This is a genomic window from Microbispora sitophila (assembly GCF_014892245.1).
In the GTDB taxonomy this organism is placed as follows: Bacteria; Actinomycetota; Actinomycetes; order Streptosporangiales; family Streptosporangiaceae; genus Microbispora; species Microbispora siamensis.
The window spans coordinates 71,918-91,164 of record NZ_JADBGC010000007.1 but is presented as its reverse complement, the minus strand read 5'-3'; the positions used below and the strand labels follow the sequence as shown (position 1 = coordinate 91,164).

Sequence of the window (19,247 nt, the reverse complement as noted above, 5' to 3'; positions counted from 1 at the left end):
ACGCGATGGGACACGTCCCCGACCGGGAGCGTGACAGGGCGGTGGAGCTGGTCCAGCAGGCGTACGCGGACGGCCGGCTCGGTCCCGCCGAGCTGGAGCAGCGGCTCGAACTGGCGCTCACCGCCATCTCCTCCCACGAGCTGGAGCCGGTCGTCGCCGACCTGCCGGACGAAGTGGTCCACATCGCTTCCACGGGTGGGCGCATCATGCGGACGGGCGACTGGCACGTCCCGCGCCGGCTGCGCATCGACTCCGAGTACGGCAAAGTACGGCTCGACCTGTCCCGGGCCCACATCCCGTATACACGGATCGACATCGAGCTCTGGCTCGCGTACGGCGGCGCCACGATCACCCTGCCCGCCGGCGCGAGCGCGAACGCCGACGGGGTGCGCATCGGCTGGGGCAAAGTGACCTGCACGGCAGCGGGCCGCCAATATCCCGGCAGGCTGCACGTCCAGATCACCGGCGAGCTCCCCTACGGCAGCCTCACCATCCGCACCGCGCGGAGGTGACGCGGCACCCGTGCCAACGCGGAGTAGAGACGATTTGGGGTCGTTCGGCTCTATCGGTCGGTAGGGCAGGGCGGTCGTATTGAGGGCAGCACTCTCATCGTCTCGTCATTGTGGAGGCGCGACATGCTGCGCTCTCTTGGCGCCGTGAGTGATCGGTGGCGCAAGCCGGTGTTCCTGGCCGCGACCGGTGGCGCGCTGGTCGGCCTGCTACCCCAGCGCGGCGGACCGGTTACGCGCCGGAGGAAAGCATGGCGGGGCTGACCACAGCCGAGGTCGCCGAGCGGATCGCCCGCGGCCAGGTCAACGACGTTCCCGCCCGGTCCTCCCGGTCCACCGGGGAGATCGTGCGGGCCAACGTCTTCACCCGATTCAATGCGATCATCGGCGCCTTGTTCGCCGTCATCGTGGTCGTCGGCCCACTGCGGGACGGTCTGTTCGGCCTGGTGGTCATCGCCAACACCGGGATCGGCATCCTCCAGGAGCTGCGCGCCAAGCGCACCCTCGACGCCCTGGCCCTCATCGGGCAGACCAGGCCCGTGGTCCGCCGCGACGGCGTGCGCGTCACCGTTCCCGTCTCACAGATCGTCCTCGACGACCTGATCGAGATCGGCACCGGAGACAAGTGCGTCGTCGACGGCACCGTCACCCAGGCGGACGGGTTGGAGATCGACGAGTCGCTGCTGACCGGCGAACCGGAGCCGGTGCCCAAGCAGCCCGGCGATGCCGTGCTGTCCGGCAGCTTCGTGGTGGCCGGCAGCGGCGCCTTCATCGCCACCAAGGTCGGCCGCCACGCCTACGCCGCCCAGCTCGCCGAGGAAGCCAGCCGCTTCACTCTGGTCCACTCCGAACTGCGCTCCGGCATCAGCCGCATCCTCAAGTACGTGACCTGGATGATGGTTCCTGTCGCGGTCGCGCTGATCGTCAGCCAGCTGTATCTGCAGCACCACGACTGGCCCGAGGGGGTGCGGCGGATGGTCGCCGGCATCGTGCCCATGGTCCCCGAGGGGCTGATCCTGCTGACCTCAGTGGCCTTCGCCATCGGAGTGATCAGGCTCGGCCGCAAAAGGTGCCTGGTCCAGGAACTGCCCGCCATCGAAGGACTGGCCCGGGTGGACATCGTGTGCCTGGACAAGACCGGCACCCTCACCCAAGGCGGCATGCGCGTCAGCGACCTCATCACCTTCGACCGCGCACGTTCAACGCACCCGGCCCAGGCCCTGGCCTGCCTCGCTGCCGCCGACCCACGACCGAATGCCAGCCTGCAGGCCATTCTCGACGCCTACGGGACCAGTGAGCACAATGGCTGGCGCTGTATTGCCGTGCTGCCGTTCTCCTCCGCCCGAAAGTACAGCGCGGCCGTACTGGACAGCCCGGACGGCGCGCGCGGCACCTGGCTGCTCGGTGCTCCGGACGTCCTGCTGCCGGCAGGCGATCCGCACCTGGCCACGGCCGACACCCTCGCCGCGCGGGGCCTACGTGTCCTCCTCCTGGCCACCAGCGGCAACGACCTGAACCATCCCGCACTCACCCAGCACACCAACCCCGTCGCCCTGGTCGTGCTCGACCAGCGTCTGCGCTCCGACGCGGCCGCAACGCTGCGCTACTTCGCCGACCAGGGCGTCGCCGCGAAAGTCATATCGGGTGACAGCGCGGTCTCGGTCGCCGCCATCGCCGCCCGGCTCCACCTGCCCCACGCCGAGCATCCCATCGACGCCCGGCGGCTCCCCACCGAACCGGACCGGCTGGCCAGGACACTGGAGGAGACGACGGTCTTCGGACGCGTCACCCCTCGGCAGAAACGCGAGATGGTCGCCGCCCTGCAGGCGCGCGGTCACACGGTCGCCATGACCGGTGACGGGGTCAACGACGTCCTCGCGCTCAAAGACGCCGACATCGGTGTCGCCATGGGCACCGGCAGTGACGCCACCCGCGCCGTCGCGCAGATCGTGCTACTCGACAACGACTTCGCCGTCTTGCCGGCGGTGGTCACCGAAGGCCGGCGCGTCATCGGCAACATCACCCGCGTCGCCAACCTCTTCCTCACCAAAACCGTCTACTCGGTCCTGCTCGGCCTGCTGGTCGTCATCTGGCGGGTGCCCTACCCGTTCCTGCCCCGCCACTCCACCCTGCTGTCCGCCCTCACCATCGGGCTGCCCGCGTTCTTCTTGGCTCTGGCTCCCAACACAGAACGCGCCCGGCCCCACTTCGTCCGCACCGTCATGCGGTTCGCCCTGCCCAGCGGGCTCATCGCAGGGACCGCCACCTTCGCCACCTACATGATCGCCCGCCATCACTACGGCGCCCCGAGGCTCGGCGCCGCGACCAGCGCGGCCACTCTGACGCTCTTCCTGATCTCCTTGTGGGTCCTGGCCATCATCGCTCGCCCCTACACCCGATGGCGGGCAACCCTCGTGATCGCGATGGCCGTGTTCTTCATGGCGGTGCTGGCCACCCCATGGCTCCAACATTTCTTCGCCCTGAAACTGGTCGGCTTCCCGATCCCCTGGACTGCGGTCGGCGTCGCCGTCGTCGCCGCAGCCGCGCTCGAACTGGCCTGGAGACACACCCGCACAACCCCGACGAGTCGCCCTTCCCCGCCCACGTGACCCGGAGGGCAGGCTGGTCAGAGTCCAGGGCAGGTGCACGCCGTCGGCGCCCGCGCCCGGGGCGGCTCCTCGCCACGGTAGATCACGTCACACGCGCAGCAGGGCCTTGATGGCATGGCGCTCGTCCATGGCCTTGTACGCGTCCGCGGCCTGGTCGAGCGGGAGGTGGAGGTCGAAGACCTTGCCGGGGTCGATCCGGCGGTTCCAGATCAGGTCGATCAGCTCGGGCAGATACCGGCGCACCGGAGCCGGGCCGCCGTGCAGGTGGACATGGGAGAAGAACAGCTCCGCGCCGTCCAGCAGGACACCGTGGGCCACTCCCACGTAGCCGACGTGCCCGCCCGGGCGGGTGGAGCGGATGGCCTGCAGCATCGACTCCTGGGTGCCGACCGCCTCGACGACCGAGTGGGCGCCCAGCCCGCCGGTCAGCTCCTTGATCCTCGCCACGCCGTCGTCGCCGCGCTCGGTGACGATGTCGGTCGCCCCGAACTCCAAAGCGAGCTTCTGCCGCGGCTCGTGGCGGCTCATGGCGATGATCCGATCCGCGCCGAGCTGCCTGGCCGCCAGCACCGCGAGCAGGCCGACGGCGCCGTCGCCGACGACCGCCACCGTCTTGCCGGGGCCGGCCTGGGCGGCCATCGCGCCGAACCAGCCGGTGCCGAGCACGTCGGACGCGGCCAGGAAGCTCGGAATCAGGTTGTCGCCGGGGACCTCCGGCGTCGCGACGAGCGTGCCGTCGGCGAGTGGGACGCGCAGCCGCTCCGCCTGGGCGCCGAGTGGCCCGATGAGTTCCCGCTGGACGCAGGAGGGCTGGTAGCCGGCCCGGCAGATCTCGCAGGTGTTGTCCGAGGCGAAGAACGAGCCGACCACGAACTGGCCGGGTCTGACCGACGTCACCTCGCCGCCGACCTCCTCCACGATGCCCGCGTACTCGTGGCCCATCGGAGACGGGCCGTCGACGGCCTGGATCCCGCGATAGGGCCACAGGTCGGAACCGCAGACACAGGTCGCCGACAGGCGGATGACCGCGTCGGTCGGGGCGATGATCCTCGGGTCCTCGCGCTGCTCCACCCGGACATCGCCGGGGGCGTGCATCACGACACCACGCATTCGATTGCTCCTTACGTGCCGGGGTCGTACGGGTCCGTCACGGCGGACCGGATCGGGCATCCCTTCGCACTGCGGTCACGGCAGGGAGGGAAGTGCCACGCCATCCAGGTAACCGGCTTCCCGCCTGGCCAGGGAGTGCCTGGTGAGGGGTGTACTGGCAGTACATCCCTTCCACCGGGCGCGAGCGCGTACGGTCGAAGCGTGGACAACCGCGAAGAAATCCGCGAGTTTCTCGTCTCGCGGCGCGCCAAGATAACCCCCGAGCGGGCCGGGCTGCCCGCCGGCACCAGGCGCCGCGTACCCGGGCTGCGCAGGAGCGAGGTCGCGGCGCTGGCCGACGTCAGCGTCGAGTACTACGCCAAACTCGAGCGCGGCAACCTCGCCGGCGTGTCCCCCAGTGTTCTCGAAGCCGTCGCCCGCGCGCTCCAGCTCGACGACGCAGAGCGGGCCCACCTGCTCAATCTCGCACAGGCGGCCGACGGCTTCGACGCGCTCGCCCGGCCCCGGCAGCGCGCCGGCAGGCAGTGGGCGCCGCACCGGAGCCTGCAGTGGACCCTGGACGCGGTCACCGCCGGGCCGGCGTTCGTCCGCAACGGCCGGATGGATCTGCTGGCCGCCAACCGGCTCGCGCGTGCCTTCTACTGCGACATGTACGCCACCGGCCAGCGGTCGCCGAACCTCGCCCGATACACCTTCCTCGACCCGGCCTCCCGCCGCTTCTACCCGGACTGGGACCTGGCCGCCGACATGACCGTCGCAATTCTTCGCACCGAGGCGGGCCGCGATCCTCACGACAAGGAGCTCCACGACCTGGTCGGCGAGCTGTGCACCCGCAGCGACGCGTTCCGCACCCGCTGGGGCGCCCACAACGTCCGCCACCACGGCACCGGTGTGAAGAGGTTCCACCACCCCGTCGTCGGCGACCTCACCCTCGCCTACGAGGGTCTGGCAATGGTCGCCGCTCCGGGCCTCACCCTCACCGTCTACACCGCCGAACCGGGCTCGTCATCGGAGGAAGGACTGCGCCTGCTCGCCTCCTGGTCCGCCACCCAGGAAGCCGGCTCCCGCACGCAGCCGCTCCCCTCCGGCTGAACGGCCGGCTTTCCACTACACGCTCCGGGGCTAGGCGTCCGACTCGTCGAAGAGCTGAGTCATGTACCGGTGAACGCGCGGGAGCCTTCGGGCCGTTTCCTCCCAGGAGTCGAGTTCCCACTCCTCGTCGGTGGGCCGAGGATCCGAGTAAAGCCGGTGGCCACGCGATTCCATCGCGTCGTACAGCCCTTCGCGGTCCGTTCCTGTCGCCTGCTCCCAGGCGTCGCCGGCGACGTAGTCCAGGCATTCGAACTCCGGCCAGTCATCGGCGGTCCAATACGGGAGGTCCATGTCAGGCGACCGCAACCCCTCTCGCTGCTTCATGACCAGCCGCCGGACCTCGGGGAGATCGGCGAGAGCGTCCGGCTCGCTCGCCACCCGTTCGAACGCCTCGCGGCCCAGGCCGACGAGCCACATCTGGAAGTACCAGAAGCCGTCGTTGGAGCCGAAGAAGAAGAGGGCTCGCATGGCACCCCACATCAGCCAGGTGTCCACCTTCATACGAGCCCTCCAGAGCCATTCCTCGAAGTCGGCGATCTCTTCGGCGGAACGCCGCGCCAATCTCTCCCGAAGCCAGGCCAGGCGAGCTTCCTTTCCCTCGCTCTCACGCCCGGACTGCTCGATCAGGTGCCAGAACTCGTCGATGTCCACGAGCCGTGAGCCTGTCAGGCGGGTGACAACCCGCCAAGAGCCCGCGAGACAGGTGCGCCGCCGTACGATTCATCCGGTTCGCCTGGCGGAGTATCCTGCTGCGCACGTGTCACCGACCTTCCCCCACGCAGCTCGGGGCCCGCCGTGTGGAACGAAAGGGTGTCAAGTGACCCGCTGTGAGGACGCTGAGCAGGGGCCGCTGACGGCGCCCAGAGCCGGGGTGTTCGCCGCCGACGACGAGATCGGCCGGCACCTGGCGCTGGTGGACTGGCGGGCGACCCCGCTCGGGCCGCCGGAGGAGTGGCCGCAGAGCCTGCAGACGGCGGTGAGCATTCTGCTGTCGTCCCGGTTCTCCATGTGGATGGCGTGGGGGCCGGAGCTGACCTTCTTCTGCAACGCCGCCTACCGCCGCGACACGCTGGGACGCAAATACCCATGGGCGTTGGGCCGGCCCGCCAGCGAGGTCTGGGCGGAGATCTGGGACGACATCGGCCCGCGGATCGACACCGTGCTGGCCACGGGGAAGGCGACCTGGGACGAGGCGCTCCTGCTGTTCCTCGAACGGTCCGGCTACCCGGAGGAGACCTACCACACGTTCTCCTACAGCCCCCTCCGGGACGACTCCGGCACCGTTGTCGGCATGTTGTGCGTCGTCAGCGAGGAGACCGAGCGGGTCATCGGCGAGCGGCGAATGGCGACCCTGCGGGATCTCGGTTCCGATCCCAGCGTGGTCCGCACCGAGCAGGAGATGCTGGCTTTCGCCTGCCGGCAGCTCGGCCGCAACCTGCACGACCTTCCGTTCACGGTGACGTACCTGTTCCAGGACGGCGGCGGCGCACGACTGGCAGGGGTGACCGGGATTTCCGCCGGGCATCCTGCCGCCCCTCTCACGCTGCCGGTCGACGACCGGGACGCGGTGTGGCCCGCGGCGGCGCTGGCTCGCGGAGAGTCGGCGATCGTGCCGCTCGAGGGCACGCCGTTCGCCGGTCTCCCGACCGGAGACTGGCCGGAGCCGCCCACGCAGGCACTGGTGGTGCCGCTGCTCCAGCAGGGCAGTGCGCCGTACGGGTTCCTGGTGGCCGCGCTCAACCGATACCGCTCACTGGACGAGGCGTACCGCGGGTTCGTCGAGCTGGCCGCGGGGCACGTCGCGGCGGGCGTCGCGAGCGCGCGCAGCTACCAGGCCCAGCAGCGGCGGGCGGAGGAACTGGCCGAGCTCGACCGCGCGAAGACCGTCTTCTTCTCCAACATCAGCCACGAGTTCCGCACCCCGCTGACCCTGATCATGGGGCCGGTCGAAGAACTGCGCGGCCGCCTGCAGGGAGCCGACACGCAGGTGCGCGAGGAGCTGGAGGTCATCCGCCGCAACGGGTTGCGGCTGGGCAAGCTGGTCAACACCCTGCTGGACTTCTCCCGCATCGAGGCCGGCCGCATGCAGGCCAGCTACGAGCCGGTCGACCTGGCCGCGGTCACCGCCGAGCTGGCCAGCCTCTTCCGCTCCGCCATCGACAAGGCGGGCCTGGCCTTCCGGGTCGACTGCCCTCCCATGGACAAGCCGGTCTACATCGACCGCGGCATGTGGGAGAAGGTGGTGCTCAACCTGCTCAGCAACGCGCTGAAGTTCACCTTCGAGGGCTCGATCGGCGTCACCGTGCGCGGGGAGGACGACCACGCGGTGGTGACGGTCACCGACACGGGCATCGGCGTCCCGGCCGACGAGGTGCCGCGGTTGTTCGAGCGGTTCCACCGCATCGAGAACGCGCACTCACGGTCCAACGAGGGAAGCGGCATCGGGCTGGCCCTCGTGCAGGAGCTGGTCGGCCTGCACGGCGGCACCATCACCGCCGACAGCACCGAGGGCGAGGGCACCCGCTTCACCATCCGCCTGCCGTACGGCTCCGCGCACCTGCCCGCCGAGGCGATCACGACGGCCCGAACCGGCGCAGGCGCCACCGCCGCGGACCCGTACGTCGAAGAGGCGCTGCGCTGGCTGCCCGCGGACGACGGCCGCGAGCCCGCCGGGGACACGATGGGCATGCCGTCCCACGACGGCTCCGCCGCCCGGTCCGGCGGCTCGGCCGCTCCGGCGCGTGTGCTGGTCGCCGACGACAACGCCGACATGCGTGAGTATCTCGTGCGTCTCCTCAAGGGCGCCGGCTACCTCGTCAGCACCGCGGTCGACGGGATGGAGGCCCTGGACGCCATCCGCGAGGACGCCCCCGACCTCGTGGTCAGCGACGTGATGATGCCGCGCCTGGACGGCCTGTCCCTGGTCGCGGCGCTGCGGTCCGATCCACGCACCGCCGCCGTGCCCGTGGTGCTGCTGTCGGCCCGGGCGGGCCAGGAGGCGTCCATCGAGGGCCTGCAGGCCGGAGCCGACGACTACCTGGTCAAACCCTTCGCCGCCGCGGAGTTGCTCGCGCGGGTGAGGGCGAACATGGACATGGCGCGGCTGCGCCAGCACCAGGCGCGCTGGCGCAGCGCATTGGTGGACTCGCTGCAGGAGGCGTTCTTCGTCTGCGACGAGCAGGGGGCCGTCGTCGAGATCAACAGCGCCTTCACAGACATCCTCGGCTACGGCCCCGAGAACCTGCCCTACACTCCGATCCACCCGTGGTGGCCGGACGCCGCCACCGATCCCGAGGCATACCAGCAGGTCGCCGACGCCTTCGGCGGCCTTCTCGGCCCCGGCCAGGGCAGCTACACCATCCCCGTCACTCACCGCGACGGGCACCGGATGTGGGTCAGCGTCACCTTCAACCAGGCGCAGGATCCCGACACCGGGCGCCGGGTCGTCGTCGGCACCTTCCGCGACGTCACCGCCGAGCATTACGCCATCCAGCGCGAGAGCGCCCTCGCCTCGCTGAGCACCAGCCTGTCCCAGGCCGGGAGCCTCTCCGACGCGCTGACCGGCGCCCTGCGGGAACTGCAAAGCCTGTGGCGCGCCCAGTCCGTACTGGCCGCCGTCTTCGACCACGGCGACGAGCCGACCCTGACCGCCGCCGGTGAGCCGGTGGACTGGCACGGGCTGCCCGGCGAACGCCGCCGTATGCTCACCGATCTGCGGCGGCGGCCTCTGCTCACCCCGGTCGCCGGCGACGACGGGGTCGGCATCATGCTGGAGCACCCCGAGGGCCAGCTGGCCCTGTGGGTCGACCTGGGCGACCACCGGCCTTTCACCGGCGAGGACCAGGTGCTGCTGTCGCTGCTGGCCGGGCGTCTCGCCCAGGGACTGGTGCGCGCCCACCAGATCGACCAGCAACGCGAGACCGCCATCGCGCTGCAGCGCGCCATCCTCGGCCCCGCCCAGCTGCCCGAAGGGTTCGCCGTACGCTACGAACCCGCCACCCGGCCCCTGGAGGTCGGCGGCGACTGGTACGACACCATCGCCCTGCCCGGCGGGCGCATCGGCATCGTCGTCGGCGACTGCGTCGGGCGCGGGGTGAAGGCCGCCGCCGTCATGGGACAACTGCGCAGCGCGTGCCGCGCGCTGCTGCTGCAGGACGACAGCCCGGCCCGCGTGCTCATGGCACTGGACCAGTTCGCCGCCGGCGTCCCCGGCGCCAAGTGCACCACCGTCTTCTGCGCCGTCCTCGACCCGGAGACCGGGCGCCTGTCCTACTCCAGCGCCGGGCATCCGCCGGGGATCCTCGCCCACCCCGACGGCAGCACGGGCCTGCTCGACGGCGGACGTTCCGTGCCCCTTGCCGTACGCCCGGGCGCGACCCGGCCGGAGAGCGAGACGATCATCCCCGCCCGCGCCACGCTCATGCTGTACACGGACGGCCTGGTCGAGCGTCGCCGCAACTCGCTGTATTCGGGCATCGACCAGGCCAGTCAGGCCGTACAGGACGGCAGGAACGTGGCCGTCGACGACCTCGCGACCCAGGTGATGATCCGCCTGGCGCCCGCCGACGGCTACGACGACGACGTCGCTCTGCTGCTCTATCGGCATCCGGCCCCGCTGGAGGTGACCTTCCCCGCCGAGTCGTCCCAGCTGGCGCCCGTCCGGAAGGCGCTGCGGAGCTGGCTCGGCCAGTGCGACCTGCCGGCCCAGATCGTGCAGAACATCCTGGTCGCCGCCGGTGAGGCATGCGCGAACGCCATCGAACACGGCCACCGTCACACCCCCGGCGACATCGTCCGCCTGCGTGCCGAGGCGTCGGTCGACAACCTGCGCCTCACCGTCGCCGACACCGGCCGCTGGAAGTCTCCCGAGCCCGAGGCCAACGCCCACCGCGGGCGTGGGGTCGCGCTCATGCGCGCCATGATGCAGCAGGTCACCATCACCCCCGGCCCGTACGGCACCACCGTCGACATGCAGATGAGGATCGCCTGATGACCACGCCCCTGACCCTTACTCCTGGGGTTCGCCCGGACGGCGTCGCTCTCCTGATCGCGGCGGGTGAGATCGACATGAGCAACACCGACACCCTCGCGGCCGCTCTCGAGAGCACCCCGGGGCCCGTCGTCATCGACCTGACCTCCGTCGAATACCTCGACAGCGCGGGCCTGAGCGTCCTGTTCGCCCACGCCGACCACATCACCCTCATCGCCAACCCGCTGCTGACTCCCGTCCTGACCATCTCCGGGCTCGCGGACCTCGCCACCGTCCACGACGGCGACCCCGACGTCCGTTAGGGCAGGCGTTTCGGCCTCCTCCTGCGGTCACATCGCCTCAGGTGAGATTTTGCTCTCGCTTGCGTTGATCTCTTTACACGAGTCATGTGATAGTTGACTATCAAGTGGCGACTCGACGGCTCGTGCTTAACGACGATCCGCTCTGGAGGCATCATGACCACTGTCGAACCCCGGACCTTCCCCTTCGGACAGGTGGAGCGGCTGGAGGTGGACCCGCTCTTCTCCCGGTTGCGACAGGAGGAACCGCTGTGCCGGGTCCGGCTGCCCTACGGTGAACCCGCCTGGCTCGCGACCCGTTATGAGGACGTCAAGGTCGTGCTGGGCGACGCGCGGTTCAGCCGGGCCGCGGCGATCGGCCGCGACGAGCCGCGGATGCGGCCCCACCGGTCCCGCTCAGGGAGCATCCTGAGCTTCGACCCGCCCGAGCACAGCAGACTGCGCAGGCTGGTGTCGAAGGCGTTCACCGTACGGCGGATCGAGCTGCTGCGGCCACGGACCCAGGAGATCGCCGACGGTCTCGTCGACGCGATGCTGGCCAAGGGCGCTCCGGCCGACCTCGTCGAGGACTTCGGGCTGCCGCTGCCCATCACGGTCATCTGCGAGTTGCTGGGCGTGCCCGTCGAGGACCGGGCCGACTTCCGCACCTGGTCGGACGCGCTTCTGTCCACCACGCGGTTCACCCCCGAGCAGGTGGTGCACTGCATGGACCTGCTCCGGGAGTACATGGCGGGGCTCATCGCCCAGCGCCGGCAGACCCCGAAGGACGACCTGCTCAGCGCGCTCGTCGCGGCCCGCGACAACGAGGAGCGGCTGTCGGAGGAGGAGATGCTGTCGCTGGCCGAGGCGCTGCTGGTCGCCGGTCACGAGACCACGGCCACGCAGATCCCGAACTTCGTCTACGTGCTGCTCACCCACCCCGAGCAGCTCGCGGCGCTGCGCGCGGACCTCGACCTGATACCCAGGGCGGTCGAGGAGCTGATGCGCTTCGTCCCGCTCGGGAACGGCGCTTCCATCGCCCGCTACGCGCTGGAGGACGTCGAGCTGGGCGGCGTCACGGTGCGCGCCGGAGAGCCGGTGGTCGTGAGCCTGGTCTCGGCCAACCGCGACGAGTCGGTCTACACGAACCCCGACGACCTCGAATTCGACCGTCAGCAGTCCTCGCACGTGGGGTTCGGGCACGGGGCGCACCACTGCCTCGGCGCGCCGCTCGCCCGTATGGAGCTGCAGGTCGCCTTGCGTACGCTGCTCACACGGCTGCCGGGACTCCGCCTCGCCGGCTCGCCGGACGACGTCGTGTGGAAGACGGGGTTGTCCACCCGGGGACCCGAGCACATGCTTGTCACCTGGGACCAGCCCTGACGGGCGTTCGGAGCTAATCGATAGTCACCTATCACTTGGTTATCCTGTGATGGTGACCACCGAGACCTCGCGGCGGCTGCGCGCCGACGCCGCACGCAACTCCGGCAGGATTCTGCGCGCGGCCCGGGAGGTCTGGGCCGAGCAGGGGCCCGACGCGCTGCTCGAAGACATCGCCCGCCGCGCCGGGGTCGGCATCGCGACGCTCTACCGTCACTTCCCCGACAAGGCAGGCCTGGTCAGGGCGGCCCTCGACCAGAGCTTCGCCGAGGACATCGCCCCCGCCATCGAACGGGCGCTCGGCGACGACGATCCCCGGCGAGGCCTGGCCACCGTGCTCGAGGCGGCGATGTCCACGGCGGCCCGCGAGCACAACACCCTGGCCGCCGCACGAAACTCCGGCGCCGTCACCGCGGAGGCCAGCAGTCCGTTCATCGAGTCGCTGACCCTGCTGGCCCGGCGCGGGCAGCAGGCCGGAGTCATCCGTGCCGACCTCGTTCCCGACGACCTGCCCAGGATCATGGTCATGCTGATGGGCGTGCTGTGGACGATGGATCCCGGCAGCGACGGCTGGCGGCGCTACATCGCGCTCGTCCTCGACGCCCTGCCGCCTGACGCGGCTTCCCCGCTGCCGGCCGCCGTGCCGCTCGGGTCACCGCGCAAGCGGGGCGGCTGGCCCGTGTGACGCGCGCACGGGCGTAGGGTGCGTGAGCGACGGCCTGTGTCGGAACAGTGCTCGGAAGGACTCCGGGTACCCACAGGCCGTCGCCGGTCGCGGATGGCCCCAGCCGGGGCCGGCGGTTCAGGCCGCGGCGCGGGCGGCCTCGAACCGGGCGATGACGTCGTCCCAGTTGACCAGGCTCCACAACTTCTCGACGTAGTCCGGCCGGACGTTGCGGTACTGCAGGTAGTACGCGTGCTCCCAGGCGTCGAACACCAGGAGCGGGGTGGTGTTCATGCCGACGTTGCCGTGGTGGTCGTACACCTGCTCGATCACCAGGCGCCGGCTGAGCGGATCCCATGCCAGCACACCCCAGCCCGAGCCCTGGACCGTGCTCGTCGCCGTGGTGAGCTGCTTCTGGAATGCCTCGAACGAGCCGAAGTGCTCGTCGATCGCCTCGCCCAGCGCGCCGTCGGGCCGGTCACCGCCGTCCGGCGACAGGTTCTGCCAGAAGATCGAGTGCAGGACGTGGCCGGACAGGTTGAAGGCGAACGTCTTCTCCAGCCCGACCAAGCCGCCGAACTCACCCTTGTCCCTGGCCTCGGCGAGCCGTTCGAGGGTGTCGTTGGCGCCCTTCACGTACGCCGCGTGGTGCTTGGCATGGTGCAGTTCCAGGATCTCGCCCGTGATCGCGGGCTCGAGTGCCGCGTAGTCGTAGGGCATGTCCGGCAGCGTGTACCGAGTCATCAGACGCTCCTTATTGCAACGTCAGCCGGAAGCTCTCGCCGTGATGCGGCACGGGGGCGGTGAGCCTGGAGAGGGCGGCGGCCGAGGGGGTGCCCGGCTCGGCCTGGTAGGCGATGACGACCTGGCCGTCCGTCCCGCCGACCGTCAGGCTGTGACGCCGTAGCACGAGCGGCCCGACGACGGGATGGCTGAACTCCTTCGTCTCGTCGCGCGTCGGGCGGACGTCGTGGCGTTCCCACAGGCGGCGGAAGTCGTCCGAGGCCGCCGACAGCTCCCCGACCAGCTCGCGGAGGGCCGGGTCGTCGATCTCGGCGCCGGCCACGGCCCGCAGCGCGGCGACCGAGTCGGCCGCGACGGCGTCCCACTTGGGGAACAGCGCCCGCGCGCCGGGGTCGAGGAAGACGTCTCTGACGAGGTTGCGGCCGGGCCGATACATGGGCGCCAGCGCGATCGCCGTCGCGTTGGCGGCCAGCACGTCGAACCGGCGTCCTCGCAGGTAGGCGGGCGTGCCCACCCACGTGTCGAGGAGCCGCTGGGTGCCCGGGGCCGGTCGTTCCTCCGGCCGGTGGGGTGGCCCGCCGTTCCGTCTCGGCGCTTCGCGCGCCAGGGCGTGCAGGTGGGCCGTGAGGTCGGCGTCGAGGCGCAGGGCGGCGGCGAGCGCGTCGAGCACCTGCTCGGAGGGGTTGCGGTCGCGGCCCTGCTCGAGCCGGGTCAGGTAGGGGAGGCTGACGCCCGCGAGCGCGGCGAGCTCGTCGCGGCGCAGCCCGGCGACCCGGCGCCGCCCGGTCTCGGGAAGCCCGGCGTCCTGCGGGCGTACGAGCGCGCGGCGGGCCTTGAGGAAGCTGCCGAGAGCGTTGTTGCCGGCCATGTCATCCGCCACTCTAGGCAGGGCCCGCACGCGATGGTGACCCTGTCACGGTGATGGCTGTTCCGTCCCGTGCCGGGCACAGTCGTAGGCATGAGTACTGAACACATGCTCACCTGGTTCATCACGGGAGCATCCCGCGGCTTCGGGAACGTGTGGACGCGGGCGGCGCTGCGGCGCGGCGACCGGGTCGTCGCGACGGCCCGCGACGTGTCCGCGCTGAAGCCGCTCGCCGACGAGTTCGGCGACGCGGTCCTCCCGCTGACGCTCGACGTCACCGACCGGGAGGCGGCCTTCGACGCGGTGGCCCGGGCGGCCGAACGCTTCGGCGCTGTCGACGTCGCCGTCAACAACGCGGGGTACGGCCTGTTCGGCGCGGTGGAGGAGGTCACCGAGGCGCAGGCGAGAGCTCAGCTGGAGACCAACCTGCTCGGCGCGCTCTGGGTCACCCAGGCCGTGCTGCCCGGGATGCGGGAACGCGGACGCGGGCACATCCTGCAGGTGTCGAGCATCGGCGGCGTCGCCGCCTTCCCCATGCTCGGGCTCTACAACGCGTCGAAGTGGGGCCTGGAGGCGTTCAGCGAGTCGCTCGCCCAGGAGGTCGCCGCGCACGGGATCAAGGTGACGATCGTCGAGCCCGGTCCGTACGGCACCGACTGGAGCGGATCGTCGGCCGTCCACGCCGAGCCGCTCCCCGCGTACGACGACGTCCGGGAGGCCCGCCGGGCCGCCGCGGCGGGCAGGGTCCCGGTCGACCCCGAGGTCACGGCCGAGGCGGTCCTCGCGGTGGTGGACGCGGAACGGCCCCCGCTGCGCCTGTTCCTGGGCGGCTACTGCCTGCCGATCGCGGAGCGGGTCTACACCGAGCGCCTGGACACCTGGCGGGAGTGGCGCTCCCTCTCCGAGTCCGCCGACGGCTGACCCCCGACGGCTGACCTCCGGCGGCTGGGCCTCGGCCGCGACGAGGTCGACGCGATGGTCGAGTACTGGGTCCGCAATGGGCGCCTCTCGTCCGACGACATCGCGGCCGCCTACCCGGCTCTGGCCGCTTCGGTGTGCAGTTCGGTGAACAACCGCTCCCAGGCCAGACGTATCCCGTCCATGTCGTACCGCGTGACCGACGTCCTGGCCGCCTCGCCCAGCGCGTGCCGTAGTGACGGGTCGCCGATCAGCGCCTTCATGGCGGCGGCGAGCGCGCCGACGTCTTCGGGGGGAACCAGCAGCCCGTCCCGGCCGTGCGTGACGATGTCCGAGGGCCCGTGGGTGCAGTCGAAGCTCACGACGGGCAGCCCGTGGGCCATCGCCTCGATGAGCACCATGCCGAAACCCTCGTATCGCGAGCTGAGGACGAACATCGCCCCCTTGGCCAGCTCCTGTTCGAGCGTGGTGGTGCCGCCCATCAGGAAGGCGTGGTTGTAGAGATGCAGACGGTGGATCAGGCGCCGTAGCCTGCCGTGCTCCCTGCCGTCGCCGTGGATGCGCAGCTGCCAGTCGGGGTGTTCGGCGACGACCTCGGCGAAGGCCTTGAGCAGCAGGTCGAACCCCTTCTGCCGGGTGAGCCGCCCCGCCGCCACGATGATCCTGCCGTCGAGCGCGGCGGGAGGCCGGTCCGCGGGCGTCAGGCCGTTGGGGATGGTCGCCAGGCGGGTCCGCGCGCCGTCGAGCAGTGCCGCGTACTCGCCCAGGTCGGCGTCGGTGAGGCTGACCACGGCGTCCAGCCGCGGGTACCAGCGGGCGATCTCGGCGACGAGTTCGGGCTTGTGGGAGCGCAGATACATGTGTTCCTGGGCGACCCGTACGACGTTCCGCGGAGCGTAGCGGGCGGAGAGCAGGTTGAGCGCGGGGCGGGTCGTGACCAGAACGCCGCCGTCGAGCGAGCGCAGATATCTCACGACCTTCTGGTCGCTCAGCCGGTTGAAGGCGGCGTAGCGCACCTCGGTGGGAGGAACGAGCAGGCTCGGCCGGTGCCGGAGCCAGTCGCGGGCGGGATGCCGCCAGCGCGGGCCGCGCAGGTCCGCGAGGGCGCGCACGCGGACCCGGGGATCGATGGGGAACCTGGGCCGGTCCCTGGTCTGGAAGACGCTGACCAGTTCCACGTCGTGTTCGGCGGCGGCCATGACGTTGACCTGGTTGATCACGGTGCGGATGGTGCCGCCGACCCCGTAGGCGTTCATGATGAGGTAGCGAAGTTTCATGCCGGGACCGGCCTGGAGATCAGCGACAGGTTCTGCATCACCGTGTAGTACGGCTTGACGCTGACGGCGCCCGTCCGCGCCTCGCCCGTCTGCGCCGGGAAGGTCATGACCTTCTTCTTGTCGGGGATGTCGTCCAGGTGGCGTCCCAGCCGGAGCGGCTCCGGATCGCCGGGCAGCCTGAGATGGAGATCCCAGACCTGGCGGCCCTCGATCCGGCGGGATGTCGCGGCCGAGACGACCAGTTCGACGGCGAAGGCCGCCTGGAACCGGCCGTCGTCCACCGTCGCCGGGCAGCTCAGCACGAGACCCGGGCGGTCCCGGTTGGTGAGGGTGAGGGTCGCGGTCGTCCGCCCCGGCGGAGCGGGGGCCGTGCCGACGATGCGGCCGATCACCAGGACTCTTCCGTCTCGCGGCCAGACCTGCTCCACCTCGGCGTGCCTTGATGTCATCGGCCCTGCTTCCTGTGCGTTCCGCTTTCGCGGGGTAGCCTCGACCTACTAGCTCGATAGTAACTACTACTGTGATAGTAATTCGTGCTCAGGGAGGTTGGGTTGACCGACACGGGACATGGCGACAGACGCCCGGCGGGCATGCTGGAAGACGAGGTGCTCGCGGTGTTGTGGTCGAAGACGGCGCCCGTGAGCCCGGCCGAGGTGCAGGCCGAGCTCGGGGGCTCCCTGGCGTACACCACGATCATGACCACGCTCGCGCGCCTGGAGCGCAAGGGCCTGGCCAGCCGGCGGCGCTCGGGCCGGGGGTTCGTTTACGCCCCGGCGGTGGACGAGGCGTCGCACACCGCGGAGGCGATGAACGAACTGCTCGCCCGCAGAAGCGACAGGGCGGCGGTGCTCGCCCAGTTCGTGTCACGGCTCAGCGCGGACGACGAGCAGATCCTGCAGCGGTTGCTCCGGGAGATGGACGACTGACATGCGAATGATCGTCTACCTGCCGTTCGTCGTGTCGGCGCTGCTGGGTCTCGCGATTCCGCGATTCGGGCGCCGGCTCGCGCCGGCCACCGCCACCCGGCTCCTGGTCGCGGCCGGCGTGGCGTGCGCGGCCAGCTCGGTCCTCGCACTCGTCTTCCTGGCCAGCACCTACCTCGGTCAGGTGCCGCTGGTCGCGTCCTTCGGCGACTGGTCCGTGGGCCTGTTCGAAGCGCTCGACCCGGTGCCGCGGCCTGCCGCGCAGCTCGCGCTGCTGGCGCTCGCGGTCGTGGGGGCTCTCGCGGTCAGGACCGCGGCGCGGCAGGCCCTCGCGTTGCGGCGCGCGTCGCGGACCTGCCGCCGCGCGTCCGCCGCCTCCGGCGGTCTGGTGGTCGTCGACGACCCGGTTCCGCACGCGTACGCCGTGCCGGGGGGCTTCCGCGATCCCGGTCGTGTCGTGGTGACGACGGGGATCCTGCGTGCCCTCGGCGCCGAGGAGCGAAGGGTCCTGCTCGCCCACGAGCGTGCTCATCTGCGCCACCGCCATCACCTCTACCGGACGGTGGCGGCCGTGGCCGCAGCACTGAACCCGCTGCTGGCGTCCCTGCCGCGGGCGGTGGAGTACACCACCGAGCGCTGGGCCGACGAGCGGGCGGCCGAGGAAGTGGGCGATCGGAGGGTCGCGGCCCGCGCCATCGTCAAGGCGGCGCTGGCCGGCGGGGAGCGTCAGCGGCGGTCAGGCCTCGCCGCCCTCGCCTTCGGCCATGGCGACGTGCTCCCCCGGGTCAACCATCTGCTGACCGCGCCGCCGCGCCGCCGTCCTTTGACGGCGGCCGCACTGATCGTGGCCGTGGCCGCCTGTCTCGTCGCGACCAACGAGTCCCGCGCCGATACGGAGTCCCTGTTCGAAGAGGCGGAGACCTCTCCACCGGTCGTGCACGTGGTCACCGGCGGGCACCACGCGGACGCGGCGCAGGTGCCGGCTCTGCGTGGTGCGCCGCTTCGGACGGGATGCCCGGCCGGAGCCGGAGCCGGGGTCGACGCCGCGGCCGGACGTCCGTGCGTTTCGCTGATGGAAGGAGTCCCGTGATCCTCAGGCGCCTTCGCCTGCCCGCCCTGCTCGTCGTCGTCACCGGCCTGCTGGGAGCCGCCGCGAGGACCGCCACGGTGACGGGCGCGGACCTGAACGCCGACCTGGCGGTGGAGGCGCTGCGTACGCCCGACCTGACCCGGGTCGCCGACATCCTCGACGTCGTCTTCGGGCCGGTCGCGGGTGTCCTGATCATCGCGCTTCTCGCGGCCGTGCTCACCCTTACGGGACGCGTGCGCGCGGCCGTACTGGCGACCTTGGTGGTCGCGGCCGGCTGGACCACCAGTGCGATCTTCAAGCAGATCATCGCCCGGCCCCGGCCACCGGTCGCGGACCAGCTTCTGTTCGAGACCGGCCACGACAGCTTTCCCAGCGGGCATGTCGCGCTGACGCTGTCCCTGGCGGTCGCCGCCGCCTTCCTCGTCGCCCGCACGCGTTGGTTCGCCCTTGTGGTGTGCGCCGGAGGCGTTCTGGTCGTGGCGCAGGCGTTCGCCCGCATGTACCTCGGGGTCCACTACCCCACCGACGTGGTCGGCTCCATGCTGGCGGCCACCGCGGGCACCTCGGCCGTCATCGCTCTGCGGAGGCCTATCGGCAGCGTTGTCGACCGCCTCCCGTTCCTCTCTGCACGTGGCGCTCGCGACCACGGGTGAAGGGCCCCACGGGGGCCGGACCGCCTGTCCTGGCGTCGCCGAAGTCCTCATCCCTTCGTACAGGCAGCTCTGGCTGCGAAGGTACGCGACTTTTACCGAAAGTGGAAGGAGTAACTTCGTACTTGAGTTGAACTGTGGACCTCCG

The 19,247-nt window shown here is 70.9% G+C and carries 17 protein-coding genes; 11 read left to right on the top strand and 6 right to left on the bottom strand.

What is annotated here, in order from left to right; translation table 11 throughout:
* The first annotated feature begins 5 nt into the window (after positions 1-5).
* Positions 6-512, top strand: a complete 507-nt coding sequence (locus IL992_RS14435; protein ID WP_226872959.1) for a DUF1707 SHOCT-like domain-containing protein — start codon at positions 6-8, stop codon at positions 510-512.
* Between the two features lie 248 nt (positions 513-760).
* Complete coding sequence (locus tag IL992_RS14430; RefSeq protein ID WP_193203874.1) at positions 761-3,118, top strand: HAD-IC family P-type ATPase; 2,358 nt, start codon at positions 761-763, stop codon at positions 3,116-3,118.
* An 87-nt stretch (positions 3,119-3,205) separates the two neighbouring features.
* Here the strand turns inward: IL992_RS14430 and IL992_RS14425 are convergent, their stop codons facing one another.
* Positions 3,206-4,228, bottom strand: coding sequence for a zinc-dependent alcohol dehydrogenase family protein (locus tag IL992_RS14425; protein WP_193203873.1), 1,023 nt, complete (start codon positions 4,226-4,228; stop codon positions 3,206-3,208).
* Positions 4,229-4,429: 201 nt separating this feature from the next.
* On the opposite strand from IL992_RS14425, the gene IL992_RS14420 reads away from it, so the two are divergent.
* Positions 4,430-5,320, top strand: a complete 891-nt coding sequence (locus IL992_RS14420) for a helix-turn-helix transcriptional regulator (protein WP_193203872.1) — start codon at positions 4,430-4,432, stop codon at positions 5,318-5,320.
* 30 nt (positions 5,321-5,350) lie between these two features.
* Here IL992_RS14420 and IL992_RS14415 read toward each other — a convergent pair whose 3' ends face one another.
* Entirely contained in the window at positions 5,351-5,971 is a 621-nt protein-coding gene (locus IL992_RS14415) for a DUF4240 domain-containing protein (RefSeq protein ID WP_193203871.1), read from the bottom strand.
* A gap of 166 nt (positions 5,972-6,137) precedes the next feature.
* Here IL992_RS14415 and IL992_RS14410 point away from each other — a divergent pair, with 166 nt between their 5' ends.
* From IL992_RS14410 to IL992_RS14395, 4 genes are all read left to right on the top strand, one after another.
* A complete protein-coding gene (locus IL992_RS14410; protein ID WP_319018540.1) occupies positions 6,138-10,310 on the top strand; it encodes a SpoIIE family protein phosphatase in 4,173 nt (1,390 codons plus the stop codon).
* Complete coding sequence (locus tag IL992_RS14405; RefSeq protein ID WP_193203869.1) at positions 10,310-10,612, top strand: STAS domain-containing protein; 303 nt, start codon at positions 10,310-10,312, stop codon at positions 10,610-10,612. Before IL992_RS14410 ends, IL992_RS14405 begins: the two co-directional genes overlap by 1 nt.
* 153 nt (positions 10,613-10,765) lie before the next feature.
* A complete protein-coding gene (locus IL992_RS14400) occupies positions 10,766-11,971 on the top strand; it encodes a cytochrome P450 (RefSeq protein WP_193203868.1) in 1,206 nt (401 codons plus the stop codon).
* Positions 11,972-12,020: 49 nt separating this feature from the next.
* Positions 12,021-12,653, top strand: coding sequence for a TetR/AcrR family transcriptional regulator (locus IL992_RS14395; protein WP_193203867.1), 633 nt, complete (start codon positions 12,021-12,023; stop codon positions 12,651-12,653).
* Between the two features lie 117 nt (positions 12,654-12,770).
* Here IL992_RS14395 and IL992_RS14390 read toward each other — a convergent pair whose 3' ends face one another.
* Positions 12,771-13,376 (bottom strand): superoxide dismutase, encoded by a 606-nt coding sequence (locus IL992_RS14390; protein WP_193203866.1) that lies wholly within the window; start codon positions 13,374-13,376, stop codon positions 12,771-12,773.
* A gap of 10 nt (positions 13,377-13,386) precedes the next feature.
* A complete protein-coding gene (locus IL992_RS14385) occupies positions 13,387-14,244 on the bottom strand; it encodes a helix-turn-helix domain-containing protein (RefSeq protein ID WP_193203865.1) in 858 nt (285 codons plus the stop codon).
* A gap of 90 nt (positions 14,245-14,334) precedes the next feature.
* On the opposite strand from IL992_RS14385, the gene IL992_RS14380 reads away from it, so the two are divergent.
* Entirely contained in the window at positions 14,335-15,162 is an 828-nt protein-coding gene (locus IL992_RS14380; protein WP_226872958.1) for an SDR family NAD(P)-dependent oxidoreductase, read from the top strand.
* Positions 15,163-15,272: 110 nt separating this feature from the next.
* On the opposite strand, the gene IL992_RS14375 is transcribed toward IL992_RS14380, so the two are convergent.
* Together IL992_RS14375 and IL992_RS14370 are read right to left on the bottom strand one after the other, a co-directional pair.
* Positions 15,273-16,436 carry a glycosyltransferase family 4 protein gene (locus IL992_RS14375; protein ID WP_193203864.1) on the bottom strand — a complete coding sequence of 388 codons (1,164 nt, stop codon included), beginning with the start codon at positions 16,434-16,436 and terminating at the stop codon, positions 15,273-15,275.
* A complete protein-coding gene (locus IL992_RS14370; protein ID WP_193203863.1) occupies positions 16,433-16,885 on the bottom strand; it encodes a hypothetical protein in 453 nt (150 codons plus the stop codon). The genes IL992_RS14375 and IL992_RS14370 overlap by 4 nt, the downstream gene beginning before the upstream one ends.
* 102 nt (positions 16,886-16,987) lie before the next feature.
* On the opposite strand from IL992_RS14370, the gene IL992_RS14365 reads away from it, so the two are divergent.
* From IL992_RS14365 to IL992_RS14355, 3 genes are read left to right on the top strand one after another with little or no spacing between them, the layout of a single operon-like run.
* Entirely contained in the window at positions 16,988-17,362 is a 375-nt protein-coding gene (locus tag IL992_RS14365; RefSeq protein ID WP_226872957.1) for a BlaI/MecI/CopY family transcriptional regulator, read from the top strand.
* Between the two features lies 1 nt (position 17,363).
* The gene (locus IL992_RS14360) at positions 17,364-18,449 is read left to right on the top strand and encodes a M56 family metallopeptidase (protein WP_193203862.1); all 1,086 of its coding nucleotides are present in this window, start codon (positions 17,364-17,366) and stop codon (positions 18,447-18,449) included.
* Positions 18,446-19,102, top strand: coding sequence for a phosphatase PAP2 family protein (locus tag IL992_RS14355; RefSeq protein WP_193203861.1), 657 nt, complete (start codon positions 18,446-18,448; stop codon positions 19,100-19,102). The genes IL992_RS14360 and IL992_RS14355 overlap by 4 nt, the downstream gene beginning before the upstream one ends.
* Positions 19,103-19,247: the final 145 nt, after the last annotated feature.